This is a genomic window from Pedococcus sp. 2YAF34 (assembly GCF_052114585.1).
Classification (GTDB): Bacteria; Actinomycetota; Actinomycetes; order Actinomycetales; family Dermatophilaceae; genus Pedococcus.
In genome coordinates this window covers 25,558-51,705 of the sequence record NZ_JBFRFA010000003.1, presented here as the reverse complement: position 1 = coordinate 51,705, position 26,148 = coordinate 25,558, and the positions used below count along the sequence as shown (strand labels likewise).

Here is a 26,148-nt window from a genome sequence, read left to right as displayed (position 1 = left end):
ACCCAGAGGTCACCTCCGCGGAGGGTCCTCAGCGCGGTTGCGCGTAGGCAGCGATGCCGGTGTCGAGGAGGACGCAGGCCTCGTCACCCACGGTCCACGCGTCGTGCCCGGGCTCGATGTCCACGACGTCGCCGGGGCCGACCTCGAGCTCGGTGCCGTCGTCGGCCTGCACGGTCATGCGTCCGGAGAGGCAGATGCCGGTGTGGTGCGTCTGGCACGAGGTGGTGCCGGCGATGGGCTTCACGTCCTCGGACCAGCGCCAGCCCGGTTCGAAGACGCCACGGCCGAGGGTGAAGCCACCCAGCGTGACCACGTCCATGTGGCCGTGGTCCCGGTAGGGGCGCTGCTCGTGGGGTGTGTCGATGTTCTGTTTGCTGCTCATGGGCCTCCCTTCGCCACGCACTCCAGCCTCCGGCGCGCCCGCCGGGGCGACAACCCGCAAAAGTGTGAGCCGCTGGTCGTGGGGCGGGGGTGGGGACCTTCGCCTCTGCGTGGTGCCGGCGCCCTCGACCCATGCTGGAGCGCGGGGTGGACGGCGTCCGTGCCGCACGCGGTGGGGCACGGACGCCGGCGACAGGGATGTGCGTGCAGCGTGGGAGGTGCGTGGTGGGAGCACGTGGCAGCACACGGGTCCGCGTCGCCGCGCTCTGCCTCGCAGTGCTCGCCCTGGCCGTCGCCTGTACGACGTCGCCGGGCACCCCCTCCAGCGGCCCGCGGACGCCGCCCACGGCGAGGGTGGTGGAGGGAAGGACGCTGGCGGGGACACCGATGGCGGCCTGCACCATCAGCGGTGAGCAGCCGGTCAAGGCGCAGGCGGCTGCCCTGTGCGGAGTCCTGTCCGTGCCGGAGGACCGGTCCACGAGTGGCGGCCGGCAGGTCGGCCTGAGGGTGGCGGTGGTGCCAGCCGTTGCGCCGCACCATGATCCGGACCCCGTGTTCGTGCTGGCCGGTGGTCCGGGGGACGTGGCGACCCAGTTCTTCGCGTGGCTGCCGACGGTGTTCAAGGACCTCCACGCGACGCGCGACATCGTGCTCGTCGACCAGCGTGGCACCGGTGGGTCCCACCCCCTGACCCTGCCGCAGCCGCCGGACACCACGGGACTGTCACCTTCTCGCGCCGACCAGCGCCTGACGGCCTGGTCCCGCGCAGGCCTCGCGTCGCTGGACGCCGACCCACGGCTCTACACGACCTCGGTCGCGGCGGACGACCTCGACGCGGTCAGGGCGGCCCTGGGCTACGCCAAGGTCGACCTGTACGGCACGTCCTACGGCGGCACCGTCGCCCAGTACTACCTGCGCCAGCACGGCGACCGGGTACGAGTGGCGGTCCTCGACGGGTCGACGCCGGTCGACGTGCCGGTGCTCGAACGGATCGGGCGCAACAGCCAGGCCGCCCTCGACCTGCTTTTCCGCCGATGCGCAGCCGACCCGGCGTGCCACCACGCATTCCCGCGCCTGGGCGCCGAGTGGAACGGGCTGGTGAAGCGGTTCGGCCACCCGGTCACCGTCGTCGACCCCGCCTCCGGCGCGACGCAGACGGTGGACAAGGTCATGCTCGCCACCGCGGTCCACGCTGCGCTGCTGACCGAGTCCGGTGCGGCGCAGCTCCCGCTGGCACTCCACCTCGCCTACCGGGGCCGGCTGGTCGAGGCCGCCCGGCTCATCGGCACCTCGGATGGCGGCGGTCCGCGCCTGCTCATGGCCGACGTCATCACCTGCTCCGAGAGCTGGGCGCGGTACGACCCGGTGGAGGTGGCGCGGCAGGGCGCCCGGTCCTTCGCCCTCGCCCGGGAGCTGGCGCTGGCACGGCAGCGCGCCGCCCTCTGCGCCCACCTGCCGAAGGGCGTGGTCCCGGCCGACGACGCCGCCGCGGTCCGCACCGACACCCCGGTGCTGTGGGTGACCGGCGACGGCGACCCGCAGGACCCACCGGCCAACCTCTCCGCGGTCACCGCGCAGGAGACCCACAGCCGCGTCGTCGTGGTGCCGGCGCAGCAGCACGTGGTCGGCCACCTCGGGTGCCTGCCGTCGGTGGTCGCCGTGTTCGTCGACGCCGGGAGCGCCGACGGGCTGGACGTCTCGTGCGTGGCGCGCGCGACCCCGGCCCCTGCGTTCAGGCTGAGGTGACGGCGCCGTGCCGGGACGTCGAGCACTGGTGCCGCGCGGTCGCGGGGCAGACGGTCGAGGCGTGGGCTCCAGGATCGTCGTCACCGCAGTGACCCTCGTGTGGGGGCTCGCCCTGACCGCGTGTGCGGGCCCCTCGCGTCCGACGCCCTCGACGCTGCGCCCCGCCACCGCCGCCACGGCCACCACCACGACCTCGGGCTCCCGGAGCACGACGACGCACGACGCCACTGCCGGGCCGTCGACGTCGTCGCCCCGGTCGAGTGCGGCCCACACGTCGACCTCTCCCCGGACGCACACCACGACGGCTTCCGCCCCCTCCCGGACGAGCAGCCAGGTGACACCGCGGGCCGGGCACTCCGCGTGGGTCGCCGTGTCCGTCGCGACCCTCTGGCGCTCGTGGTCCTCGCCGCGGGCCGTGGACCAGCCCGCGCTGCGCGCCCCGGCCGACATCCGCGGGTGGCTCGCGGCGATGACCCTGTCCGACCGTCGTGGCCTCCAGGGCCGGGCCGACACCCAGGCGCTCCTGGGCGACCGCGTGCTGGTGGTCGCCATCTCCGGCACGTGGGCGAAGGTCGTCGTGCCCGACCAGCCCACCCCGCTCGACGCCCGCGGCTACCCGGGGTGGCTGCCGCTGCGCCAGCTCAGCGCCGCACCCGCCGCACCGGCGACCGAGTACGCCACGGTCGTGTCACGGACCGCGTGGCTGCGCACCGACTCCGCCGCTGCCACCCCGGTCGTGGAGATCAGCTACGGCACGCGCCTGCCGGTGCTGGCCGGTGTCGGGAGCCGGCTGCGCGTGGGGCTGCCCGGCGGCATGGTCCGCCGGGTCGACGCGGGGCTCGTCGCCCGCCGGAGCGGTACGGCCGCGGCGCAGCCGACCACCGGCGCCTCGCTCGTGCAGTCGGCCCAGGCCTTCACCGGGCTGCCGTACCTCTGGGCGGGACGCTCGGGGTTCGGCTTCGACTGCTCGGGCCTGACGTCGCTGGTCCACCGCGTGCACGGCGTGGTCGTCCCCCGGGACGCCGACGCGCAGGCCACGAGGGGCACGAGCGTGTCGTCCAACGCGCTGCGGGCCGGCGACCTGCTCTTCTACGCGACGGCGTCCGGCTACGTCCACCACGTGTCGATGTATGCCGGGGGAGGGCTCATGGTCCAGTCACCGGCCACCGGGCAGGCCGTGCAGACCATCCCGGTGGCCACGCCGTCGTACGCCGCGCAGTTCGCGGGCGCGCGGCGCTATCTCCCCTGACCCGCCAGCGCCCGCGGGTCCGCCAGGGGGTTCGTCAGGGAGCGAGGTGCCGCCCTCAGTCCGGGTGGGCGGGGGGTGACGTCAGTCAGCGGGGGCGCAGGGTGACGTCGTGCTCGCCGGTGCGGTCCTCGATGTCGCCCTCGGCCGTCTCGAGCAGCTGGTCGGCGAGCCGGCGCAGGGCCCGGGCGACCGCCACCTCCTCACCGATCTCGGGGGTCACCAGGTCGTGGGGGCTCCGCTCGCTGTGGCCGCTGGCGCTCAGCCTGTTCGGTGAGTCGGCCACGAGCAGGACGTGGGCGTCGGTCTCGTCGTCGGAGCCGAAGATGCTGATCCGCACCTGCCAGTCGCGGACGTGGTGCGGGCTGTCACCACCGGCCGCCCTCGGTGCCGCGGAGGTCCCGTGGCCGGCCTCCTCGTGCCGACCGTTCCCGTCGTGGCCCTCGTGGTGCCCGTCCTCGTGGTGCGGCGGTGCGCCGATGCGCAGGACCGCCCCGGGACCCGGGTAGATCAGGCCCTCGTGGCCGTCACTCCACTTGACGAGGAACGGCGGTGTGCCGCCCGGCCCCCGGGCCTCGAGCACCTCCCCGTCCCTGACCGGGCCCTCCACGACGACGGGCGCGAGGACGATGCGGTCTCCAGGCTGTGCCTTCATGGCAGCCTCCATTCTGGTGTCCGGGAGGCCAGTCTGTGCGTCCGGTGGGGCGGCTCCACAGGGCCCTAGGTCCCGTGCCGACGTTGGTCGAGAGCTCGGCGCCGAGATGAATTGTCAACGAGGAGTAAGGGACGGGGCTTTCGACCCTGGAGGCAGTCGCAGGCATGCGGTGTGCTGTGGGGGAGGGAGAAGAGGGAGAAGACGTCATGAGGAGTCGACGAGCACAGGTGGTGGCGGGGGCTGTCGCGCTGCTCGCCACGGTCACGGCGTGTGCCGGAGCGGGCAACGACGCCACGTCCAGCTCGTCCTCGTCGACGGCAACGACCTCGTCCACCCAGCCGAGCGCGTCGTCGAGCAGCAGCTCTTCGAGCGCAGGCCCGTCCAGCTCCACCACACCGGGTGGCGCCACGTCGACCACCCCCCACGGCTCGTCCACCCTGCCCGCCCGCACCCTCCCGAGCATCCCCGTCTACTACATCGCCGAGTCCCAGCGCTCGTTCCGGCTGTACCGCGAGTTCCGCACCGTCCCCGACGCGGGCGGGGCGGTCGCGTCGGCCGTGCGCGCGATGACCCGGCTGGCCCCACTCGACCCGGACTACATGACGCCGTGGCGACCCGCCAGCCGGATGACGGTGTCGCAGCGGGGCACCACGATCACCGTGGACCTCTCCGCCGACGCGTTCTCCAACCACGACGTCGGCAGTGAGGTCGCGGCGACGGCCATCCAGCAGCTCGTCTACACGGCGACCGCGGCGGCGTACCAGAACGGCACCCCCGCCACGACGGTCACCATCACCAAGGACGGCGGCCCCGCCGACGTCTGGGGCGTCCTGCGCATCGGCACCCCCACCCGCCGTGCCCCGCTGCAGGACGTCCAGGCGCAGGCGTGGGTGACCTCACCCCAGTACGGCGAGGTCCGCAAGGCGGGCTCGGTCAGGTTCACCGGGTACGGCACGTCGTTCGAGGCCACGTTCGGCTGGGTCGTGCGGACCAGGGCCGGAGCGGTCGTGGCCCGCGGGACCGCCATGGGCGGGACCGGCACCGGCGGATTTGGGCAGCTGTCCTTCACGACGCGGCTGCGGCCCGGGACCTACACCGTCACCCTCTCGACCGACGACCCGTCGGGTGGCGAGGGCGCCGGACCGGCCACCGACGACAAGACGTTCACCGTCCGCTGACGCACCGTAGGCCGGTCCGAGCGACCAGCCGGGCCGGGCGACCAGCCGGGCCGGGCGTCCCTCAGTCGTCCTCGAGGGGCTTGAGGCCCAGGTAGGTGCAGGCACGCCGCGCCGGGCTGAGGTCGTCGTCGTCCTCGACCGCGACGAACTCGGTGACCAGGCCCTGCGCGATGACCTCGACGGGCTCGCCGGTCTCCTCCGACCGCCACCGCAGGAGCTCGAGGGCCGCGCCGGCCGTGAGCCGGAAGGCGCCGATGAGGATGCCCTTGGCCTGCTCGAGGGCGATGAGGTGCTCGAGCGACGGGGTGCGCTGCCTACGGGCGTCGTCGGCGTGCCCGGAGAAGGCGTGCGTGAGGTCGACGAAGTAGCCCTGCACGGCGATGACGTTCCCGTCGTCGTCGCAGAAGCCCTCACCCACCGAGAGCACCTCACGGACCCGGCCGCGGGCGTCGACGACGCGGTGGCGGCAGCAGAAGGGCTCGCCCGTCGTGAGGACGCCTCGCAGCGTGTCCTCGGTCGCGAGGAGGTCCTCGGGGTGCTTGTGCGCCATCAGGAGGTCGGTGCTCGGGTCGACCTCACCGGTCTCGAACCCGTGGAGCGCGAACATGCCCGGCGACCACCACCACGAGCCGGTGGGCACGTCGTAGCGGAACCTCGCGGCCGGCTCTGAGGTGCCGGCAGCGACGGCCACGAGCGGGTTCAACGGGGCGTCCCAAGGGTCGTTGACGTCGACGGCGTCCTTGTCGGGGGTCGCGTCCGTCGTCGTGCCGACCGGGTCGTGCGCCGGCTCCATCGCCTCGGTCGCCGGCCTCGCGTAGTCAGGGCTGGGCTCCGTCGGCGCCGTCCCAGAAGTCTCTGGCGGGGTGGCAATGCTCATGTCGACTCTTCCGCGTAGGCCCCTCGAACAGTGCCCCGACCCTACCCACAACCAGGGGAGATATGTCCCTTGCGGTCTTCCGACCTTGCCCTTCCCGACCCGGACCGGCCCTGCCGTCCTTCACCGGCGCCGCTGGGCGGTACGATCGGAGCAGTACCGGCTCCCGGCCGGACCGCCCCATCTCGCCCCGGCTCGGCCCGGTGCTCGGCGGCTGTCGTCCAGGAGTTCGTCGGTGCCACTCGGGGGTGAGCCGCCTGGCCGCCCCGACCTCCAGCGGGTGGGTGGTGCCGAGTCGCGTCGTGGGGGTCCTCGGACCGACCCGACGTCCGATCGTCCGGCCGTGACGTGCGCGCCGGTTGTCAGTCCGCACACCAGCTCGTCGCGGTCTACGCGGAGGAGGAGTCAGTTGGCTCGAGGCCAGCGCCAGAACGGCGCCGCCCGCAGCGGCGGTTCAGCCGGCGGTCCCGGCCGGGGCGGTGCGTCCCGGCGCGCCGGCGACGGGGGTTCCCGACCCGGTCGGCGGCTCCGCGAGCTCGACAACGAGGGCATCATCCCGGTGCTCGCCAAGGCGGTCCGGGAGGTGGAGACCGCCGCCCAGCGCGGTCGTGTCCGCCCCTCTGGCCGCACCACCTTCCAGGTCGTGGCCCTGCTCGTGCGCGAGGAGCGTGCGCGGCTCAAGGCCGACACCAGCCTGACCGAGGGCCAGCGCGCCGAGCAGCTCAAGCGGCTCGACGGCATCGCGACCATCCTCGCCAAGACGGCTGCCCGCGACACCTCGCTGCTGGTCCTCCTGGCCGAGGACGCCACCGTCTCCGACGACGCGAAGGTCCTGCGCCGCGAGATGCAGGTGGCGGCGGGGCTCGCGCTCCCAGAGGAGGAGGAGCCCGAACCCGAGCCCGAGACCGTGACGGCCACCGTGGACCGCCGGGTCGTGCCCAGGTCGGTCGTCGCGCGCCAGCTCTCCAACCCGTTCCTGGCCCCCGACTTCTCCGCCGTCGAGCACCACCGCCCCGTGACCGGCCGCCTCGGCAGCTGGGAGCTGCTCGGCCCGCTGTTCCGCTCCTTCGAGTACGGCGGCGCCTCCTCCTGCATGGACCTGCCCGAGCCCGGACCGCTGGCCACCCCGCCCGGTATGGAGCTGATGCACCACCAGGCGCAGCTCGTCGAGTCGGCGGCCCAGGGGCACCGCACCTTCCTGCTGGCCGACGAGCCGGGCCTCGGGAAGACCGCCCAGGCGCTGCTCGCCGCGCGGGCAGCCGACGCATACCCGCTGCTCGTCGTGGTGCCGAACGTCGTCAAGACCAACTGGGCCCGCGAGGCACAGCTGTGGACCCCGGAGCACCCCGTGACCGTGGTGCACGGCAACGGCGAGGACATCGACGGGTTCGCTGACATCGTCGTGGTCAACTACGAGGTGCTCGACCGCCACGTCGGGTGGCTGGGCGACCTCGGGTTCCGGGGCATGGTCGTCGACGAGGCCCACTTCATCAAGAACAAGACCTCGCAGCGCTCGCAGCACGTGCTGCAGCTCTCGGAGCGCATCCGCACCCGCACCGTGCGCCCGCTCCTCATGGCCCTCACCGGCACCCCGCTCATCAACGACATCGAGGACTTCCGGGCCATCTGGCAGTTCCTCGGCTGGATCGACGACAAGAAGCCGCTCGGGCCGCTCATGCACGCGCTCGAGCAGACCGGGCTGACCCCGGCGGATCCCGGCTTCTACACCGCGGCCCGCGCCAGCGTCATCGACCAGGGCATCGTGCGCCGGCGCAAGGTCGACGTCGCCTCCGACATCCCGGCGCGTCGCATCGCCGACCTCCCGGTGGAGCTCGACGACGAGGCCGGGCGCTCGATCCGGGCCGCGGAGCGCGAGCTGGCCAGGCGCCTGGTGGCGCGCTACGACAGCGCCATGGAGACCCGCAGGTCCAGCGTCCTCGTCGAGGGGATCGACCACGAGCTCGTACGGCGCGTGGCGCGGTGGGAGCGGGAGGACACCAGCCCCTCGGCGACCGAGGAGAACGTCTTCGGCGTCATGCGGCGCATCGGCCAGGCGAAGGCCGGCCTCGCCGCCGACTACGCCGCGCAGCTGGCCCGCAGCGTCGGCAAGGTCGTGTTCTTCGCCAAGCACATCGACGTCATGGACGTCGCGGAGGAGACCTTCGCCAAGCGGGGGCTGCGCTACTCGTCGATCCGCGGTGACCAGACGCCCAGGCAGCGCGAGGCGGCGATCGCGGCCTTCGTGCAGGACCCCGACGTGGCGGTGGTCGTCTGCTCGCTCACGGCGGCGGGGGTCGGCCTCAACCTGCAGGTCGCGTCCAACGTCGTGCTCGCAGAGCTGTCGTGGACCGACGCGGAGCAGACGCAGGCCATCGACCGGGTGCACCGCATCGGCCAGGGTGAGCCGGTCACCGCGTGGCGGATCATCGCCGCGCAGACCATCGACCCCAAGGTCGCCCAGCTCATCGACGGCAAGGCGGGACTCGCGGCGCGCGCGCTCGACGGCTCCGACGAGGACGTCAGCTCCTCCGAGGACATCCAGCTCGAGGCCCTGGTGGCCCTGCTGACGGAGGCGCTCGAGAAGCGGTAGGCCGGCCACGTGGCAGAGAGGCGGCCTACGCCGCCTCTGTGCCCTGGGCCCACTCGGCGTACCCCGCGTGGGGTGCCTCAGTGCCGCGGAGCCTCGTCGAGGGCCGCGGCCAGCGCCTGCGAGGCCGCCTGGATCGTGTGGCCGAGCGGGCGGGTCCCGTGCCCGACGTCGTCCTGCGCCGAGCCCCCGACGCACAGCGGCAGTTCAGGGTGCGCGGCCCGCAGGGCCTCGACCGTCTCGCGCACGGCGACCACGTCCATCCCCATCGGGGCGCCGATGACCACCGCGGCCGGGGACCGCGCGCCGACGAGGCCGACCCAGCTGGGTACGGGGAGGTCGGCGCCGAGGTAGACCACGTCGACCCCGAGGCGTCGCAGCGCGACCGCGAACGCGAGGACCCCGAGCTCGTGCAGGGCCCCACGCGCCAGCCCCACGGCGACCCGCGGGCGGTGCACGGGGACGATGACGGCGTCCAGGGCCGCGCCGAGGCGTCGCTGGACCGCTGCGCTCACGAGGTGCTCGCCCGCGACGTCGACCACGCCGTCACGCCACCACGTCCCGACGGTCTCGAGCGACGGCATCAGCCACTCGTCGACGACCTGCTCGAACCCGGCGCCGGCGAAGGCGGTGTCGAGGGCGGCGGCGACGGCCTCCCGGTCGAGATCAGCGGCTGCCTGGGCCAGTGCGGTGGTGTCCCACGTCCTGCCGCTGGGACCGGCCGGGGGAGGGGCAGCTGCCAGGCGCCGGTGCCCGTCCACGGGCAAGGCCTGGGCCTCGCCCAGCAGGTGGGCGGCCGCCGTCTGCGGTGACCACCCCGCAGCCACCAGCGACGACATCGCGCGGACCACCTGCAACGCGTGGTCGTCGTACAGGCGGTAGCCGCCCTCGGTGCGCTGCGGGTGGACCAGGCCGTAGCGCCGCTCCCACACGCGCAGGGTGGCTGCGGGTACGCCGGTCAGCTGCGCCGCGTGCCCGATCGTGTACACCCCGGAAAGGCTAGTCCGCATCCTTGGGCAAAGGCTGGACAACGGCGTGGACGAGGGGCACCATCGTTCTTGAGAGACCTTGAACAGAGATTGGACACGGTGACCTGGCCCGACTCCTGTGTCCATCCCCGTGGCTCGGGCTGTCCCTCTGGCAGCCCCTGCGCGGGCGGACCGTGGATGGCCCCTCCCGGTCTGCCCGGCACGGCCCCGACGCGCTGTGACGCGCTCCAGCGCGTCGGGGTCCGGCCGAGACCCCTCGCGCTGCCGTTGCCCCGTGCCGGGAGACGCGCGGCGGAGCACCGCTGCTGTCAGGATGGGCTCATGAGCGAGCCGGTGCTGCCCGACGTGGCGGCGGGCCGGATCGTCGGGGTCGACGTCGCGCGGGCGCTGGCGCTGGTCGGCATGATGGCCACCCACGTCCTGCCCGGCCGGGTCGGCGACGAGGTGCCGTGGGTCCAACAGCTCGCGGGCGGTCGCGCGTCGGCCCTGTTCGCCGTGCTGGCCGGGGTCAGCATCGCGCTGGTCAGCGGGCGCACCACCCCGCTGCACGGCACCGCGCGCCGGGATGTGTCGGTGCGCCTGGTCGTGCGGGCGCTGCTCATCGGCGCCCTCGGGCTCGCCCTCGGCACGGTGCCCACGGTGATCGCGGTCATCCTGGCCTACTACGGCCTGCTGTTCGTCCTCGGTCTTCCCTTCCTGGGCCTTCGGGCCCGGGCGCTGGCGGGCTGGGCGGTCGGCTGGGCGCTGGTTGCCCCGGTGGCCGCCCACCTGCTGCGTCCCCACCTGCCGCCGCACGAGGTCGGCAGCCCCACGCCGGGCGACCTCCTGCGACCGGGGCACCTGCTCTCCGAGCTGCTCCTGACCGGCTACTACCCGGCCGCGGTCTGGCTCGCCTACCTCCTCGCGGGTATGGCGCTGGGTCGCCTCGACCTGCGCCGCACCGCGACCGCGGCGCGCGTCGCCGTCGTCGGGGTGGTCACGGCCGTCGCCGCGACGCTGGTCTCCGCGGCGCTGCTGGGCCGCCCGGGTGCGCGAGCGGCCCTGGCCTCGACCTACCCCGACCTCGCGCACGCCGACCCCGAGCTGCGGACCGACCCCGGCGCCCTCGACGCCCTGCTGACCCACGGCCTGTCCGGGACCACGCCCACCGGTTCCTGGTGGTGGCTGGCCACGGTGGCACCCCACTCGGGGACCGCCCTCGACCTGGCACAGACGACCGGCTCGGCGATGGCCGTGGTCGGCGGTTGCGTCCTGCTGGTGCGCCGCCGGCCGGACGTGTGGGCTGCGGTGTTCGGGGCCGGCGCGATGACCCTGTCCCTCTACACGCTGCACGTGCTGCTGATGGCGCAGGGCTGGTGGCCCGACTGGGAGGCTCCCGAGCACTTCGACGACCAGGTGCTCGTGGTGGCCGTGGTGGGGGCGTTCTTCGCCCTCGTGCCACTGCGCGGTCCGCTCGAGACGGTCGTCGCCGTGTTCTCCCAACAGGCCGGCCGGTGGGCGCGGCGGCTGCCAAGGCTCGAGCCCGCTGTCCACCGGGGGCACCCCGGCTGAGGCAATCCGACCAGGCGCACACGACGAACGACCAGCAGTTGACCACGATCGGATGGACACCAATGCCAGCACCACGCCGCGCCGTCATCGGCAGCGGGATCGCAGGACTCGCGGCCGCGCACGTGCTCAGCACGCGCGGCCCCGTCACCCTGTACGAAGCCGACAGCCGCCTCGGCGGCCACGCCGACACCCACGAGGTGCAGGTGGGAGGTCGCACCGTCGGCATCGACACCGGCTTCATCGTGCACAACGACCGCACCTACCCGACCCTGCTGCGCCTGTTCGCCGAGCTGGGTGTGGCGACGCAGGAGTCGGACATGAGCATGTCCGTCCGGGACGACGAGTCGGGCCTGGAGTACGCCGGCGCCAAGAAGGCCAAGGGCCTGTTCCCCCGCAGGCGCAACCTCACCGACGCCGCGTACCTGCGGATGCTGACCGAGGTGCGCACGTTCCACCGCGAGGCGCGTGCGGTCCTGGCCCGGACGCTCGGCGACGACGGCGTCGACGAGACCCTGGGTGGCTTCGCCGAGCGCGTCGGCTTCACCACCTACTTCACGCGGCACTTCCTCGAGCCGGTCGTGGCCGCCGTCTGGTCCTGCGACCCGTCCCTGTCCCTGGACTACCCGGCCCGCTACCTGTTCGAGTTCCTCGACCACCACGGCATGCTCACCGTCTTCGGGTCGCCGACGTGGCGCACCGTCACCGGTGGCTCCAAGCGCTACGTCGACGCGCTCGCAGCCGGTCTCGACGAGATCCGCCTCTCCAGCCCGGTGCGCTCCGTCGTGGAGACCTCGCTCGGCGTCGTCGTCGAGGACGCCCGGGGTGGATCGGAGACGTACGACTCGGTCGTGGTCGCCGCCCACCCGCACCAGGCGCTCGCCATGCTCGGCGAGGCGACCCCTACCCAGCGTGAGGTGCTCTCCTCGATCCACTATTCCAGCAACGTCGCCCAGCTGCACACCGACGAGGCGGTCCTGCCTCGCAGCGAGGGTGCGCGGGCCTCGTGGAACTACTGGCGGCGGCCCTCGGCTGCCGCCGGCACCGGGGTCCTGGTGACCTACGACCTCACGCGGCTGCAGCGGCTGGACGTGCGGGGACCGCGGTTCCTGGTCACCCTCAACGGCATGGACTGCGTCGACCAGGCGAAGGTGCTCGACACCATGTACTACGAGCACCCCCTCTACACGCCGGAATCCGTTGCGGCGCAACGTCGCCTGCCGGTGATCAACACTGCGCGCATCGCGTTCGCCGGCGCCTACCACGGCTGGGGGTTCCACGAGGACGGCGCCCTCGCGGGCGTCCGCGCCGCAGCGGCCCTGGGCGTCGACTGGGACGAGCCGGCAGGGCGGCCGGTGCCGACGGAAGCGGCGGTGCGGTGAAGGCCCCGGCCTCGACGCGCATCTACGCGACCTCGGTCCACCATGCGCGCAAGGAGCCGGTGGCACACCGGTTCCGGACCCGCAGCCAGCAGTGGCTCGTCGACGTCGACGACCTGCCGCAGCTGGGACGCCTCGCGCCCCTGGCACGGTTCGAGTCGCGTGACCACCTCGGCGACCCGGGACGCACCCTGCGGCAGAACATCGACACCTTCCTCGCGTCCCGGGGCGTCGACCTCGGGGGCGGACGGGTGATGATGCTCGCCGTGCCCCGGGTGCTCGGGACCGTCTTCAACCCGATCAGTCTCTTCTGGTGCCACGGCCGCGACGGACGCCTGGTGTGCACCGTGGTCGAGGTGCACAACACCTACGGCGACCGCCACGCCTACCTCGTGCACGCCGACGACCGCGGCCGTGCGGAGGTCGACAAGGCGCTCTACGTCAGCCCCTTCAACGACGTCTCCGGCTCCTACAGCCTCGTGGTGCCCGAGCCCGACGACCAGCTCCGCGTCCAGGTCGTCCTGCGCCGTCCGGGCCACGCCCCGTTCGTCGCCGGCATGACCGGCCGGGCGCTGCCGGTGCGGACCAGCACCGTCCTGCGCTTGGCGCTCACCCAACCCCTCGAACCCCTGGCCGTCTCGGCGCGCATCCGCATCCACGGCATCTGGCTGTGGCTGCGGCGCCTGCCGGTCCAGCCCCGACCTTCCCACCACCAGGAGGCAGTCCAGTGACCACCGCCACCGCCGGCCTCTCCACGAGCCCGGTCATCGACCCCACCCGCTGGCCCGACCTGACGGCCCGTCGGGCCAGGGTCCGTCGCGCCGTCGAGGGCGCTGTCGCGCGCCGCATCTTCCTGTCCGTCGTCCGCCGCCTGCCCGTGCGCGTGCAGATCGGCCGCGAGGCGATCGTCGGCGGGGGCATCGGCGACCTTGCCGCGCCCCTCATGGTGATCGAGCGGCCCGACGCGTTCTTCGCGGCCGTCGGAGCCGGGGGGCTCATCGGCTTCGGCGAGTCCTACATGGTCGGTGACTGGAACGCCGAGGACCTCGGCGGGCTGCTCGAGATCTTCGCCGCCCAGATGGGCACCCTGATCCCCGAGCCGCTGCAGCGGCTGCGCGCGTTCTACGTCGCCCGGGCCCCGCACACCGAGAAGAACACGACGACCAACACCCGCAACAACATCGCGCGCCACTACGACCTGTCCAACGACATGTTCGCGACGTTCCTCGACAGCACGCTGAGCTACTCCTCGGCCCTGTTCGAGGCGGACGACGTGGCCGGCACCCCGCTGGCGGGGGAGCGCGTGACGCTCAGCACCCCGCACCTCGTGCCCACGTGGGAGGCGCTGGCCGAGGCCCAGGGCCGCAAGGTGGAGCGCATGCTCGACTCGGCCGGGGTGGGCGACGGGACGCGGGTGCTGGAGATCGGCACCGGGTGGGGTGAGCTGGCGATCCGCGCCGCCCGGCGGGGGGCCAGCGTCGTCTCGGTGACGCTGTCGTCGGAGCAGCAGGCTCTCGCCCGCGAGCGTATCGCCGCAGCCGGGTTCGCCGACAGGGTCGACGTCGAGCTGCTCGACTACCGGCTCGTCGAGGGCGAGTTCGACGCGGTCGTCTCCGTGGAGATGATCGAGGCCGTGGGCCACGACTACTGGGGTGAGTACTTCCGCACCATCGACCGGGTGCTCGCGCCGGGCGGCAAGGTGGCGGTCCAGGCGATCACCATGCCGCACGACCGCATGCTGGCCACGCGCTACACCTACACGTGGATCCACAAGTACATCTTCCCCGGGGGCTTCCTGCCCTCGACCCAGGCGATCATCGACGTCAACCGCGTAGAGACCTCGCTCCGCGTGACCGAGCGGCTCTCCTTCGGCCAGCACTACGGTGAGACGTTGCGGCTGTGGGACGAGCGCTTCCTGGCCTCGCTCGACCGCATCCACCAGCTCGGCTTCGACGAGGTCTTCGACCGCATGTGGCACTTCTACCTCGAGTACTCGCGGGCGGGCTTCCGCTCCGGCTACCTCGACGTCCAACAGCTCGTCCTCGAGAGGGAGGGGGGCCGATGACCGCGACGCAGACCACCACCACCCGCACCACGACGACGTCCGTGCCGGGGGTGGCGACCGAGGTCGCCGAGGCCCTGGCGCCGTTCGTGGGCGGTGAGCTGCCCGTGCGCCTGACCGCCTGGGACGGCAGCAGCGCCGGACCGGCCGATGCGCCCCATGTCGTGCTCCGCTCGCCGCGGGCGCTGCGACGCCTGCTGCGCCACCCCGGCGAGCTCGGCGCGGCGCAGGCCTACGTCACCGGCGAGCTCGACGTGGAGGGCGACCTCGGCACGGCACTGACCCACGTGTGGGACGTCGCGCACGAGCGCGGGCTGGGCGGCATACGCCCGACGCCGGCGACGCTCGCCGCAGTCGTCAAGGTGGCGAAGAGCGTTGGGGCACTGGGCATCCCGCTGCCCCCTCCGGCGAGCCAGGCCGTCCTCAAGGGGCGCCTGCACAGCCTCGGCCGCGACAGGCAGGCCATCCACCACCACTACGACCTGTCCAACGAGTTCTACGAGCTCATCCTCGACCCGCACATGGCCTACTCGTGCGGCTACTGGACCTCCGACGATCCCGACTACACGGTCGAGGACGCCCAGCGGGACAAGCTCGACCTCGTCTGCCGCAAGCTCGGCCTCGAGCCCGGGATGCGGCTGCTCGACATCGGCTGTGGCTGGGGCTCGATGAGCCTGTACGCCGCCGAGCACTTCGGCGCCCAGGTCACCGGGGTGACGATCGCCGCCGAGCAGAAGAAGCTCATCGACGCCCGCATCGCCGAGCGCGGCCTGCAGGACAGGGTCGAGATCCGGCTGCAGGACTACCGCGACGTGCCGGACAGCGGCTTCGACGCGGTCGTCTCGTTGGAGATGGGGGAGCACGTCGGGCAGCGCAACTACCGCACCTACACCCACGTGCTGCACAACCGCGTCCGCCCCGGTGGGCGGGTCCTCATCCAGCAGATGTCGCGCCGGGGCCGTCACCCGGGCGGTGGGCCGTTCATCGAGTCCTTCATCGCCCCCGACATGACGATGCGCCCGGTCGGGCAGACCGTCGACCTGATCGAGGAGTCGGGGCTGGAGGTGCGCGACGTGCACGCCCTGCGTGAGCACTACGTGCGCACCGTCGACGCCTGGCACGACACGTTCGAGGCCAACTGGGACCGCGCCGTCGCCCTCGTGGGCGAGGAGGTGGCGCGGGTCTGGCGCCTCTACCTCGTGGGTGGGTCGATGGCCTTCCGCGACGGTCGCATGGGGGTCGACCAGATCCTCTCCGTCCGCCCGGACCGCGGCACCTCGGGTCTTCCCCCGCAGCGACCGACGACGTGGTCGTGATGTTCGACGGCTCGAACTTCGTTGCGGTCAGCGGACTCTCGCTGCTGGCAGTCCTCGTGCTCATGGCCGTGACCGCCGTGGTGGGCGCGCGCCAGGGGCGGGTCAGCGTGGTCGACACCACGTGGGGGCTCGGGTTCGTCGTCGTGGCGCTCGTGGCTGCCCTCGTCGGCGACGGCACCGGCTGGCGGCGACTCGCCCTCGTGCTGGTCGTCGCCGTGTGGGGCCTGCGCCTCGCCTGGCACGTCACGCGGCGCAACGCCGGTAAGGGCGAGGACCCGCGCTACGAGGAGATGCTGGCCAAGGAGGAGGGCAACCCCACCTGGGTCGCGATCCGCAAGGTCTACCTCGTGCAGGGGGCGGCCGTGTGGTTCGTCTCCCTGCCCATCCAGGTCAGTGCCGCGGCCGGCCCCGGGATCACCGCGGTGGCCGTCGTCGGGCTGCTGCTCTGGGCGGTCGGGCTCGGCTTCGAGGCGGTCGGCGACGCCCAGCTCAGGGCGTTCAAGGCCGACTCCTCCAACAAGGGCAAGGTCATGGACCGTGGCCTGTGGTCCTGGACGCGCCACCCCAACTACTTCGGCGACTCCTGCGTGTGGTGGGGCATCTACCTGGTGTCGGCGAGCGCCTGGCCCGGGGCCCTCACGGTCCTGTCGCCGGTCGTCATGACCTACTTCCTCGTCTTCGCCACCGGCGCCCGGCTGCTCGAGAAGCACATGGGCGAGCGACCCGGCTACGCCGATTACCGCCAGCGCACGAGCTACTTCCTTCCCCGTCCGCCCAGGAAGGCCTGAGGCGCGCCCGCACTGTCCGACCCGGCGGCTAGGGTCCATCGGGTGGACTGCCTCTTCTGCCGGATCGTCGACGGCTCCGTGCCGGCCACCGTCGTCGTCGACGAGCCGTTCGTCCTCGGGTTCCTCGACACCCGTCCGCTGTTCAAGGGGCACGTCCTGCTGGTGCCGCGCATCCACGTAGACACCTTCGCCGACCTGCCCGCCGAGCTGCTGCCGGTGCTCATGGGGGCAGCCCAGCGCACGGCCGGGGCCGTCGTCGCGGGGCTCGGCGCGCAGGGCTCGTTCGTCGCGATGAACAACGTCGTGTCGCAGTCGGTCCCGCACCTGCACGTGCACGTCGTGCCGCGCACCAAGGGCGACGGCCTGCGCGGGTTCTTCTGGCCGCGCACCAAGTACGCCTCGGACGACGAGGCACGGGAGTACGCCGCCCGCGTCGCCGCCGCCCTCGAGCCTCCCCGCGCATGAGCGGCGCGGCACCGGGTGGCCCGAGGACCCACTCGGTCCTCGCGTCCCCGATCGGTGAGCTCACCGTCGTGGCGCAGGACGGCGCGCTGGTGGCGGTCCACATGGACGCGGCGAAGCACCGTCCCGACGACTCGTGGTTCGGTGAGCGCGACGACGACGCGTTCGAGGCTGCGGCGACCCAGCTCGAGGAGTACTTCGACCGCAGGCGCACGTCCTTCGACCTGCCCCTCGCACCGGTGGGCAACGCCTGCGAGCAGCGGGTCTGGGCCCTGCTGCGCGAGATCCCGTACGGCGAGACCCGCAGCTACGGCGACCTCGCGCGGGCCCTGGGCGATGTCGGGTTCAGCCAGGCGGTGGGTGCTGCGAACGGACGCAACCCGCTGGCCGTCGTGGTCCCGTGCCACCGGGTGGTCGGTGCCGACGGCAGCCTGGTGGGGTACGCCGGGGGCCTGGACCGCAAGCGGTTCCTGCTCGCGCTGGAGGAGTCCGAGGACACGCGGTCACAGCGGCTCTTCTGACGCCCTGCGACCACGCGTCCGCCGGCGCGGGTGGGCGTGGGTCGGTGGCCGCCGGCGGTGCCGGTGTGGCTGGTGGTGCCAGTGACCGTTCTGGCCTCGTCCGTTCGTGCCGAACACGTGCCGTCCACGGGCCCTTGCAGGCGTCGCAGGGCAGGCTGCTGGGGTCGAGAGAGGGGCAGGGGACGGCGTGAAGGTGTTCAAGCTGGCCGTGCTCGGCGGCCTGGTCGCGGCCTTCGGCCTGCAGGCGGCCGTGGTGCAGCGGTCCGTCACCGCGCAGCCCGCGGGCAGTCACGCTGCCGTGGCGGCTCCCGCCGTCCTGTCCACCGCCGACGTCCCCGACACGTGGTCCTTCGACGACCGTGACCGTGCCCGGCCCGTGGTGGTGCAGGCTGTCGCTGTCGCCCGGGTGACCCGGGCTGCCGCCGTCCGCCGGCCGCCGCGACCTCCCCGCACCGCCGCCACCGGCGCGATGCCCGCACCCGGCACCCCGCAGGCAGTCCTGGCCAAGGCCTATGTGTCCGCCGTGGCCAAGGCGCCGGACGGCTGCCACCTCAGCGCCGCCCACCTCGCAGCCATCGGCCAGGTCGAGTCCGGGTCGGTCGGCGGACGGTCGGTCGACGGCGACCACCGGGTGACGCCCCAGATCTACGGTCCGCTGCTGGACGGCGGTCCGTTCGCGGTCGTGCACGACAGCGACGGTGGCGCGTACGACGGTGACAGCAGCTACGACCGCGCGATGGGCCCGCTGCAGTTCCTCCCCGGCACCTGGCGCTGGGCGGGTCGCGACGGTGACGGCGACGGTCGCCGCGACCCCCAGAACGTCTTCGACGCAGCCCTGGCCACGGCCGGGTACCTGTGTGCGGACGGACGCGACCTGCGAGCCGACGGGGAGCTGCGCTCGGCGATCCTGTCCTACAACTTCTCGGGTGACTACGTCGCGGCCGTCACCGACTGGGTCGCGTTCTTCAGCCGGCACGGGCTGGCCGCGATGGACGACGTGGCGTTCAGGGTCGGGTCCGGTGGCCGGGCGAGCGACCTGCCGGTCCCCGAGACCTCGACGACCTCGAGCACCTCGTCCACCACCAGCTCGTCCACCACGAGCACGGCGAGCACCACCACGCGACCCGCCACCACCCGGTCGACGGCCCCGAGCGCCCCGTCGACGACGAGGACGGCGCCACCGACCCGCGCACCCGTGCCGCCCCCGACCTCGTCCTCGACCACCACGCCACCTCCGCCGACCACAACGACGCCGCCCTCGGACCCGGTCGTGCCGGCGCCCTCCGACACGACCCCGGGGGCCACGGGCTGAGACGCCCGACGTGACGCCGGTCGCACCGCGAGCACGGACCGCAGCCGCGGCATACCCCTGCCACTAGGGTTGTTGACCACAACGCACGAGCGTCATCGAGGACGGCACCCCCCATCGGTGGGGTGGCCGTCCTTCGTCTTTCACAGGAGAGTTGTCGGTATGTCGCACGAGGCCCAGACCCGCCCCCGCCACCGCGTCGTCGTCATCGGCTCGGGATTCGGGGGGTTGTTCGGCACCCAGGCGCTCAAGCGCGCCGACGTCGACATCACGCTCATCGCCAAGACCACGCACCACCTGTTCCAGCCGCTGCTCTACCAGGTGGCCACGGGCATCCTCTCCGAGGGCGAGATCGCCCCGGCGACGCGCGAGGTGCTCGCCCGGCAGGACAACGCGCGGGTCCTGCTCGGCAACGTCACGCACATCGACCTCGCCGCCCGCACGGTCACCTCGCGGGTGCTCGACCGCGAGACGGTCACGGCCTACGACTCGATCATCGTGGCCGCCGGGGCCGGCCAGTCCTACTTCGGCAACGACCAGTTCGCCCGCTACGCCCCCGGCATGAAGTCGATCGACGACGCCCTCGAGCTGCGCGGTCGCATCTTCGGTGCGTTCGAGTGGGCCGAGCTGGCCAGCACCCCCAAGGAGATCCAGCGCCTCATGACGTTCGTCGTCGTGGGCGCCGGCCCCACCGGGGTCGAGATGGCCGGCCAGATCGCGGAGCTGTCGCGGCGCACCCTCCGGCGTGACTTCCGGGCCATCGACACCAGCCGCGCCCGCATCGTCCTGCTCGACGCGGCTCCGACCGTGCTCGGCGCGTTCGGTGACCACCTCGGCGCGAAGGCGGCCGAGAAGCTGCGCAGCCTCGGGGTCGAGGTGCAGCTCGGCGCCATGGTCACGGGCGTCGACGCCACGGGCATCGACGTCAAGGACTCCGACGGCAGCACCCGACGCATCGAGGCCGTGACCAAGGTCTGGGCCGCCGGGGTCCAGGCCTCGGAGCTCGGCGCCCAGCTCGCCGAGCAGTCCGGTGCCCAGGTCGACCGCGCCGGCCGCGTGCAGGTCAACGACGACCTGACCCTCCCGGGCCACCCGGAGGTCTTCGTCGTCGGCGACATGGCGGCCCTCAAGGGCTACCCCGGTGTGGCCCAGGTGGCCATCCAGGGCTCCCGCTACGCCGCGGACCAGATCAAGCGCCGCCTCGCCGGGAAGGAGCCGGCCGGCCCGTTCGCCTACAAGGACAAGGGCTCGATGGCGACGATCTCGCGGTTCAGCGCGGTCGCCTCGATCGGCAAGCTGCACTTCAGCGGCTTCGCCGCCTGGGTGCTGTGGCTCGCGGTGCACCTCGTCTACATCATCGGGTTCAAGCACCGCCTGACCACGCTGCTGCACTGGGCCGTCAGCTTCGTCGGCCGCGGCCGGTCGGAGCGCACGGTGACCGAGCAGCAGGTGTTCGCGCGCACCGCGATCGAGCAGCTGGGGGAGGGGTACGCGCCCTCCCTGCCGCGGGTGCCCGCCGACAAGCGACCGCCGGCCCAGTCCGTCGCCCAGGCCCGCGAGCAGGGCAGCAGCACCCTCTGACCCCGACGCGGTGCCGGCCCAGGTCGGGCGCGCGAGCCGGGGGCTTCGCCTAGGGTTTGGCCATGCCCCTGGACTACCCGATCCACCAGCGGACCCTGGCGAACGGCCTGCGCGTCGTCGTCTCGCCCGACCCGAGCGTCCCGACCGTCACGGTCAACCTGTGGGTCAACGTGGGTTCGCGGCACGAGACGCCGGGCCGCACCGGGTTCGCGCACCTCTTCGAGCACCTGATGTTCCAGGGGTCGCGCAACATCGCCAGCGGTGAGCACTTCACGCGGCTGATGGCCGAGGGCGGCCGACTCAACGCGACGACCTGGTTCGACCGCACCAACTACTTCGAGACGGTGCCCAAGGGTGCCTACGAGCTGGCGCTGTGGATGGAGGCCGACCGCCACGGCCACCTCCTGGACGCCGTGACGCAGGAGAACCTCGACAACCAGCGGGACGTCGTCAAGGAGGAGAAGCGCCAGCGCTACGACAACGTCCCCTACGGCAAGGCCCTGATCGAGGTGTATGCCGCGGTCTTCCCGCCCGAGCACCCCTACCACCACCCGACGATCGGCTCGATGGAGGACCTCGACGCCGCGAGCCTCGAGGACGTGCACGCGTTCTTCCGGCGCTACTACGGGCCCAACAACACGGTGCTGACCCTGGTCGGCGACCTCACCGCGGAGGAGGGGTTCGCCGCGGCCGAGCGCTACTTCGGGCACCTGCCGGCGACGGCCGAGACGCCGCGCGACACCCTGCCGCAGCTGGCGCCCCTCACCGCACCGGTCACGGTCGACCGTCCCGGCGCCGTGCCCAACGATCGCGTCCACATCGCCTTCCGGCTGCCGGTCGACAACACCGACGAGTTCTTCGCCTCTGCGCTGGCCATCGACGCCCTCGGGGGGCTGTCGACCTCGCGCCTGGTGCAACGGCTCGTTCGTCGCGAGCAGGTCGCCAACGCCGTGCAGGCCCACGCCATGGGCTTCGTGGACGGGGTGTCGCTCGGGTTCTTCGTCCTCGACGTCGCCGACGGCCAGGACCCCGCGACCTTGGAGGCGGCCGTCGTCGAGGAGCTCGAGCGGTTCGCCGTCGAGGGGCCGACCGCCGTGGAGATGGAGTCGGCGCTGGCCCAGTCCGAGCGCAGCTGGCTCTCTGCCCTGGCCGGGCACGAGGAGCGGGCCGACCTCATCAGCCAGCACGTCCTCCTCCATGACGACGAGCAGTTCGTCAACACGTTCCTCGACCGCATCGGCCAGGTCACGCCCGACCAGGTGCGGGAGGCCGCCGCCGCCTGGCTGCGCCCTGAGAGCCGGGCCGTCGTGCGGCACCTCGTGGCCGCCGAGGAGGACGCCGCATGAGCACCGTGACCGAGGCCCAGGGCGACGCGGCGCGCCCCGAGGTCGCCCCACCGGGCCCGTGGAGCTTCCCGGTCCCCGCCCGGCACACCTTGTCCAACGGCATCGAGCTGCTCGCCTACGACATCCCGGGCCAGTACGTCGTCTCCGTACGCACCGTGCTGCCGCTGCCGCTGTCGGCCGAGCCGCGCCACATCGAGGGCGTGGCCACGGCGATGGCCCGGCTGCTCGACGAGGGCACTGCCGAGCACTCGCCCGAGGAGTTCGCAGAGCTGTTGGAACGCAAGGGCATCGCGCTCGGCGCGTCGGTCAACGAGGCCGGCCTCGGCGTCGACCTCGACGTGCCCAAGCGCCACCTCCCGGAGGCGCTGGGGCTGCTCAGGCTGGCCCTCGCCGAGCCGGTCTTCCCGCAGGCGGAGGTCGAGCGCATCCGCCGGACGCGCCTGGCCGAGATCGAGCAGGAGCGTGCACTCGCGCCGCAACGGGCCGCCCGTGAGTTCGTCGCCACCTTCTACGACGCCGACGACCGGGCCTCGCGCCCGAGCGCCGGGACGGCCGAGACCGTCGGTGCGCTCACCCGGCAGGACGTCGTGGCCTTCCACGCCCGTCACGTCGGCCCGCAGGGCATGACCGTGGTCGTCGCCGGAGACCTCTCCGGCCTGGACGTGGTCGACGACTTCGAGCAGACGCTCGGCTCGTGGGAGGCGACGAGGCAGACCACGCCCGGCGCGGCCGCGGTGCGCTCACCCGATGCCGCGCGCATCGTCCTGGTCGACCGCCCCGGCTCGGTGCAGAGCGAGCTCTTCGTGGGTTGCGCCGGACCCGACCGGCGCGCCGAGGGCGGCTGGGCGCCGTACCCGGTGTTGGGCTTCGTCATCGGAGGCTCGCCGAACGCGCGGGTCGACGCGGTGCTGCGCGAGGAGAAGGGCTACACCTACGGCATCCGCTCGGTGTTCCGGCCCCGCAGCTCCGGCGGTCTCTTCCTCACCTCGGGCTCGGTGCGCGCCAACTCCACGGTGGAGTCGGTGGGCCTGCTGCTCGACATCCTCGACGGTGTGCGTGAGGGGCTCACCGACGACGAGGTCCGGGCGGGGGTCGACTTCGTGAGCAAGACCGCCCCCGGGCGCTTCGCCACCGCCGACGCCGTCGCCGACGAGGCCGCGACGCTGGCGCTGGAGGGCCTGACGACCGAGTTCACGACCAGCAACCTCGAGCGCATCCGCGCGCTGACGGCCGACGACCTCGTCACGGCCTACCGGCGCTGGGTGCAGGGGGAGTGGACGGTGGTCGTGGTCGGTGACGCGTCGGCACACGCCGAGGGGATCCGGAGCCTGGGCCGCGGAGAGGTCGCGGTAGTCCCCAACTGAGGGGTCAGGCCCGGGCGTCGGTCCCGAGCCGCTCGAGCACCTCGTCGTGCAGGATCCCGTTGGTGGCCAACGCGTTCCCGCCCCACGGCCCGTCCTGTCCGGCGAGGGAGGTGAAGCGGCCGCCGGCCTCGGTGACGATGGGCACCAGGGCGGCCATGTCGTGCACGGCCAGCTCCGGCTCCGCGGCGATGTCGACCGCACCCTCGGCCACGAGCATGTAGGACCAGAAGTCGCCGAAGGCGCGGGTGCGCCAGCAGTCGTCGGTCAGCTCGAGGAACTGCGCGTGGCGGTCGACCCGGCGCCAGCCGGCGAGGCTCGAGTAGGACAGGGACGCGTCCTCGACGCGCGACACCTTCGAGACGTGGATGCGCTTGGCGGCAGCCAGCGAGCGACCCGACCAGGCGCCCGAGCCGTTCGCCGCCCACCACCGCCGCCCGAGTGCCGGTGCGGCGACGAGGCCGAGCACCGGCATGCCGTCGTCGACGAGCGAGATCAGGGTGGCCCAGGCCGGCACACCCCGCACGAAGTTGTGGGTGCCGTCGATCGGGTCGATGACCCAGCGCCGGGGTCCGTGCCCGGTGGTCTCGAACTCCTCGCCCTCGACGGCGTCACGAGGTCGGGTCCGCTTGAGCTGGCTGCGGACGAGCTCCTCGGCCGCCTTGTCCGCGTCGCTCACGAGGGTGAGGTCGGGCTTGGACTCGACGACGAGGTCCTCCGCCCTGAACCGGGCCATCGTGATCCGCTCGACGGCGTCCGCCAGGACGTGGGCAAGGCGCAGGTCGTCGTCGTAGGGCACCTGCCCACGCTAGCCCGTCGGCGTCGCCGGGCGGGGGACCGCCACGGTGGCCGCCCGCTGACCGGCACGGCGAACGGCTTCCGGACGAAGGCCCCGAACCGGCCAAACGCCGCGCCCGCCGAAGATCTGCTCTCGGCAAGGGCTCGGGACGATCACGTTTTTGTCTCGGGTTGGCTGAGAACGTCGCCTTTACTCCTTGCTTGCTCTTTCATGGGTGCCACAACACGAACGCCCTGTGCGTTACAGGGCTGCGCTCCACCCGGTGAGCAGCCCGGACCGACCCGTCCGATTCCGGACGGCTGACCCTTAAGTAGGAGGACATCAATGCGAGGAACTACTCGCACGGTGACCCTGTTTGCCGGTGTTGCCTCTGTCGCGCTGCTTGCTGCAGCGTGCGGTGGCGGTAGCGACAAGACGGGCGCCAGCTCCAGTGCCAGCGGCGGCAAGACCGGCGGCACTGTCACGGTCCGTGGGTGCAACCCCCAGAACCCGCTCATCCCCAGCAACACCACGGAGACCTGTGGTGGAAACGTGCTCGACGCCATCACGGCCAAGCTCGTCCACTACAACCCGGAGACGGCTGCTCCCGAGAACGACATCGCGGACAAGATCGAGTCCACGGACAACCAGAACTTCACCGTCACCCTGAAGAAGGGTTACAAGTTCCACGACGGCACCGAGGTCAAGTCCAAGAACTTCGTCGACGCCTGGAACTACGCGGCCTACGGCCCGAACGCCCAGTCCTCCGGCTACTTCATGGAGCCCATCGAGGGCTTCGGCGACCTGCAGTGCGCGGGCAAGGACTCCGAGGACCCCTGCAAGGGTTACACCCCGAAGGCCAAGACCATGACCGGTCTCGTGGTGAAGGACGACTACACCTTCACCATCAAGACGACCGAGAAGGTCTCCAACATGCCGGTCCGTCTCGGCTACTCGGCCTTCTCCCCGCTGCCCGACTCGTTCTTCAACGACCCGAAGGCCTTCGGCGAGAAGCCGATCGGCGCCGGCCCGTTCAAGTTCGACTCCTGGACCAAGAACACCGAGATCAAGCTCAGCAAGTTCGCTGACTACTCGGGCAAGTTCGGTGGCAAGCTCGACAACATCACGTTCAAGATTTACCAGGACGCTGACGCTGCCTACACCGACGTCCAGGCCAACAACCTCGACGTGACCGACGAGGTTCCCTCCTCGGCGATGATCGACGACAAGTACAAGCAGGACCTTCCGGACCGCAACGCCCAGAAGGCCGTCGGCGTCATCCAGACGATCACGTTCGCGCCGTCCAAGGTCGACCCGAACTACGCCGACCCGAAGGTCCGCCAGGCGATCTCGATGGCGATCGACCGCCCGACGATCATCAAGCAGATCTTCAACAACACCCGTCAGCCCGCCACCGGCTGGGTCTCCCCGGTCGTGGACGGCTACAAGGCCAACCAGTGTGGCGAGTGGTGCACGTTCGACGCTGCCAAGGCGAAGGCCAAGCTCGACGAGGCCGGTGGCTTCAAGGGCGGCAAGATGACCATCTCCTACAACGCCGACGCCTCTCACAAGGCGTGGGTCGAGGCGACCTGCAACTCCATCAAGGGTGCCCTCGGTGTCGACTGTGTCGCCACCCCGGTCGTGGACTTCTCCACCTTCCGCGCCAACATCGCGGCCCGCAAGATGAAGGGCATGTTCCGCACCGGCTGGCAGATGGACTACCCGTCGATCGAGAACTTCCTCGCCCCGATCTTCAAGACCGGCGCGTCCTCCAACGACGGTGACTACAGCAACCCCGAGTTCGACAAGCTCCTCAACGAGGCTGCTGCCCAGACGGACGCCGCCCAGGCGAACGCCAAGTACCAGCAGGCCGAGGCGCTCCTCGCGAACGACATGCCGGCCATCCCGATGTGGTACTCCACCGCCACCTTCGGCTGGTCCGACAAGGTCACCGGTGTCAAGATCACCGCGTTCGGCACGATCGACTTCTCCAGCCTCGCGCTGAAGTAAGCCGTCCCGGGAATCCCTGCAACCGCAGGGT

At 72.3% G+C, this 26,148-nt stretch carries 22 protein-coding genes; 17 read left to right on the top strand and 5 right to left on the bottom strand.

Annotation, left to right across the window (positions count from 1 at the left end; genetic code table 11):
• Positions 1 to 28: 28 nt before the first annotated feature.
• On the bottom strand, positions 29 to 382 hold the full coding sequence (locus tag AB4Z02_RS02575) for a cupin domain-containing protein (protein WP_056883447.1): 354 nt from the start codon (positions 380 to 382) through the stop codon (positions 29 to 31).
• Between the two features lie 386 nt (positions 383 to 768).
• Here AB4Z02_RS02575 and AB4Z02_RS02570 point away from each other — a divergent pair, with 386 nt between their 5' ends.
• Complete coding sequence (locus tag AB4Z02_RS02570) at positions 769 to 2,127, top strand: alpha/beta hydrolase (protein ID WP_441969078.1); 1,359 nt, start codon at positions 769 to 771, stop codon at positions 2,125 to 2,127.
• A 61-nt stretch (positions 2,128 to 2,188) separates the two neighbouring features.
• Positions 2,189 to 3,376 (top strand): C40 family peptidase, encoded by a 1,188-nt coding sequence (locus tag AB4Z02_RS02565; protein WP_441969076.1) that lies wholly within the window; start codon positions 2,189 to 2,191, stop codon positions 3,374 to 3,376.
• A gap of 85 nt (positions 3,377 to 3,461) precedes the next feature.
• On the opposite strand, the gene AB4Z02_RS02560 is transcribed toward AB4Z02_RS02565, so the two are convergent.
• A complete protein-coding gene (locus AB4Z02_RS02560) occupies positions 3,462 to 4,028 on the bottom strand; it encodes a dsRBD fold-containing protein (protein ID WP_056883451.1) in 567 nt (188 codons plus the stop codon).
• Between the two features lie 206 nt (positions 4,029 to 4,234).
• Here AB4Z02_RS02560 and AB4Z02_RS02555 point away from each other — a divergent pair, with 206 nt between their 5' ends.
• Positions 4,235 to 5,206, top strand: a complete 972-nt coding sequence (locus AB4Z02_RS02555) for a Gmad2 immunoglobulin-like domain-containing protein (protein WP_441969074.1) — start codon at positions 4,235 to 4,237, stop codon at positions 5,204 to 5,206.
• 61 nt (positions 5,207 to 5,267) lie between these two features.
• Here the strand turns inward: AB4Z02_RS02555 and AB4Z02_RS02550 are convergent, their stop codons facing one another.
• Positions 5,268 to 6,083, bottom strand: a complete 816-nt coding sequence (locus AB4Z02_RS02550; protein ID WP_441969072.1) for a PAS and ANTAR domain-containing protein — start codon at positions 6,081 to 6,083, stop codon at positions 5,268 to 5,270.
• Between the two features lie 406 nt (positions 6,084 to 6,489).
• Here AB4Z02_RS02550 and AB4Z02_RS02545 point away from each other — a divergent pair, with 406 nt between their 5' ends.
• Positions 6,490 to 8,670 (top strand): DEAD/DEAH box helicase, encoded by a 2,181-nt coding sequence (locus tag AB4Z02_RS02545; RefSeq protein WP_441969070.1) that lies wholly within the window; start codon positions 6,490 to 6,492, stop codon positions 8,668 to 8,670.
• Positions 8,671 to 8,747: 77 nt separating this feature from the next.
• Here the strand turns inward: AB4Z02_RS02545 and AB4Z02_RS02540 are convergent, their stop codons facing one another.
• Positions 8,748 to 9,656, bottom strand: a complete 909-nt coding sequence (locus AB4Z02_RS02540; RefSeq protein ID WP_056883455.1) for a MerR family transcriptional regulator — start codon at positions 9,654 to 9,656, stop codon at positions 8,748 to 8,750.
• 321 nt (positions 9,657 to 9,977) lie between these two features.
• Between AB4Z02_RS02540 and AB4Z02_RS02535 the strand changes: the two genes are divergently transcribed.
• The 12 genes from AB4Z02_RS02535 to AB4Z02_RS02480 all read left to right on the top strand — a co-directional run bounded on the left by AB4Z02_RS02535 (position 9,978) and on the right by AB4Z02_RS02480 (position 23,332).
• Positions 9,978 to 11,207, top strand: coding sequence for a heparan-alpha-glucosaminide N-acetyltransferase domain-containing protein (locus tag AB4Z02_RS02535; RefSeq protein WP_056883456.1), 1,230 nt, complete (start codon positions 9,978 to 9,980; stop codon positions 11,205 to 11,207).
• Positions 11,208 to 11,269: 62 nt separating this feature from the next.
• Entirely contained in the window at positions 11,270 to 12,586 is a 1,317-nt protein-coding gene (locus AB4Z02_RS02530) for an NAD(P)/FAD-dependent oxidoreductase (protein ID WP_056883457.1), read from the top strand.
• Positions 12,583 to 13,314: a DUF1365 domain-containing protein gene (locus AB4Z02_RS02525; protein WP_056883458.1), complete on the top strand. Its 732-nt coding sequence runs from the start codon at positions 12,583 to 12,585 to the stop codon at positions 13,312 to 13,314. Before AB4Z02_RS02530 ends, AB4Z02_RS02525 begins: the two co-directional genes overlap by 4 nt.
• On the top strand, positions 13,311 to 14,648 hold the full coding sequence (locus AB4Z02_RS02520) for a class I SAM-dependent methyltransferase (protein WP_056883459.1): 1,338 nt from the start codon (positions 13,311 to 13,313) through the stop codon (positions 14,646 to 14,648). Before AB4Z02_RS02525 ends, AB4Z02_RS02520 begins: the two co-directional genes overlap by 4 nt.
• Positions 14,645 to 15,961 carry a class I SAM-dependent methyltransferase gene (locus AB4Z02_RS02515; RefSeq protein ID WP_441969066.1) on the top strand — a complete coding sequence of 439 codons (1,317 nt, stop codon included), beginning with the start codon at positions 14,645 to 14,647 and terminating at the stop codon, positions 15,959 to 15,961. Before AB4Z02_RS02520 ends, AB4Z02_RS02515 begins: the two co-directional genes overlap by 4 nt.
• Entirely contained in the window at positions 15,961 to 16,749 is a 789-nt protein-coding gene (locus tag AB4Z02_RS02510) for a DUF1295 domain-containing protein (RefSeq protein WP_441969064.1), read from the top strand. The genes AB4Z02_RS02515 and AB4Z02_RS02510 overlap by 1 nt, the downstream gene beginning before the upstream one ends.
• 42 nt (positions 16,750 to 16,791) lie before the next feature.
• The gene (locus AB4Z02_RS02505) at positions 16,792 to 17,214 is read left to right on the top strand and encodes an HIT family protein (protein WP_056883461.1); all 423 of its coding nucleotides are present in this window, start codon (positions 16,792 to 16,794) and stop codon (positions 17,212 to 17,214) included.
• Positions 17,211 to 17,732 (top strand): methylated-DNA--[protein]-cysteine S-methyltransferase, encoded by a 522-nt coding sequence (locus AB4Z02_RS02500; RefSeq protein ID WP_441969061.1) that lies wholly within the window; start codon positions 17,211 to 17,213, stop codon positions 17,730 to 17,732. Before AB4Z02_RS02505 ends, AB4Z02_RS02500 begins: the two co-directional genes overlap by 4 nt.
• Positions 17,733 to 17,919: 187 nt before the next feature.
• Positions 17,920 to 19,044 carry a lytic murein transglycosylase gene (locus tag AB4Z02_RS02495; RefSeq protein WP_441969059.1) on the top strand — a complete coding sequence of 375 codons (1,125 nt, stop codon included), beginning with the start codon at positions 17,920 to 17,922 and terminating at the stop codon, positions 19,042 to 19,044.
• 159 nt (positions 19,045 to 19,203) lie between these two features.
• Positions 19,204 to 20,622 (top strand): NAD(P)/FAD-dependent oxidoreductase, encoded by a 1,419-nt coding sequence (locus AB4Z02_RS02490; protein WP_056883464.1) that lies wholly within the window; start codon positions 19,204 to 19,206, stop codon positions 20,620 to 20,622.
• Between the two features lie 62 nt (positions 20,623 to 20,684).
• Entirely contained in the window at positions 20,685 to 21,968 is a 1,284-nt protein-coding gene (locus AB4Z02_RS02485; protein ID WP_056883465.1) for a M16 family metallopeptidase, read from the top strand.
• Positions 21,965 to 23,332 (top strand): M16 family metallopeptidase, encoded by a 1,368-nt coding sequence (locus AB4Z02_RS02480; protein ID WP_056883466.1) that lies wholly within the window; start codon positions 21,965 to 21,967, stop codon positions 23,330 to 23,332. Before AB4Z02_RS02485 ends, AB4Z02_RS02480 begins: the two co-directional genes overlap by 4 nt.
• 4 nt (positions 23,333 to 23,336) lie before the next feature.
• On the opposite strand, the gene hisN is transcribed toward AB4Z02_RS02480, so the two are convergent.
• Entirely contained in the window at positions 23,337 to 24,128 is a 792-nt protein-coding gene (gene hisN, locus AB4Z02_RS02475) for a histidinol-phosphatase (protein WP_056883467.1), read from the bottom strand.
• Between the two features lie 324 nt (positions 24,129 to 24,452).
• On the opposite strand from hisN, the gene AB4Z02_RS02470 reads away from it, so the two are divergent.
• A complete protein-coding gene (locus AB4Z02_RS02470; protein ID WP_056883468.1) occupies positions 24,453 to 26,117 on the top strand; it encodes a peptide ABC transporter substrate-binding protein in 1,665 nt (554 codons plus the stop codon).
• Positions 26,118 to 26,148 lie beyond the last annotated feature (31 nt).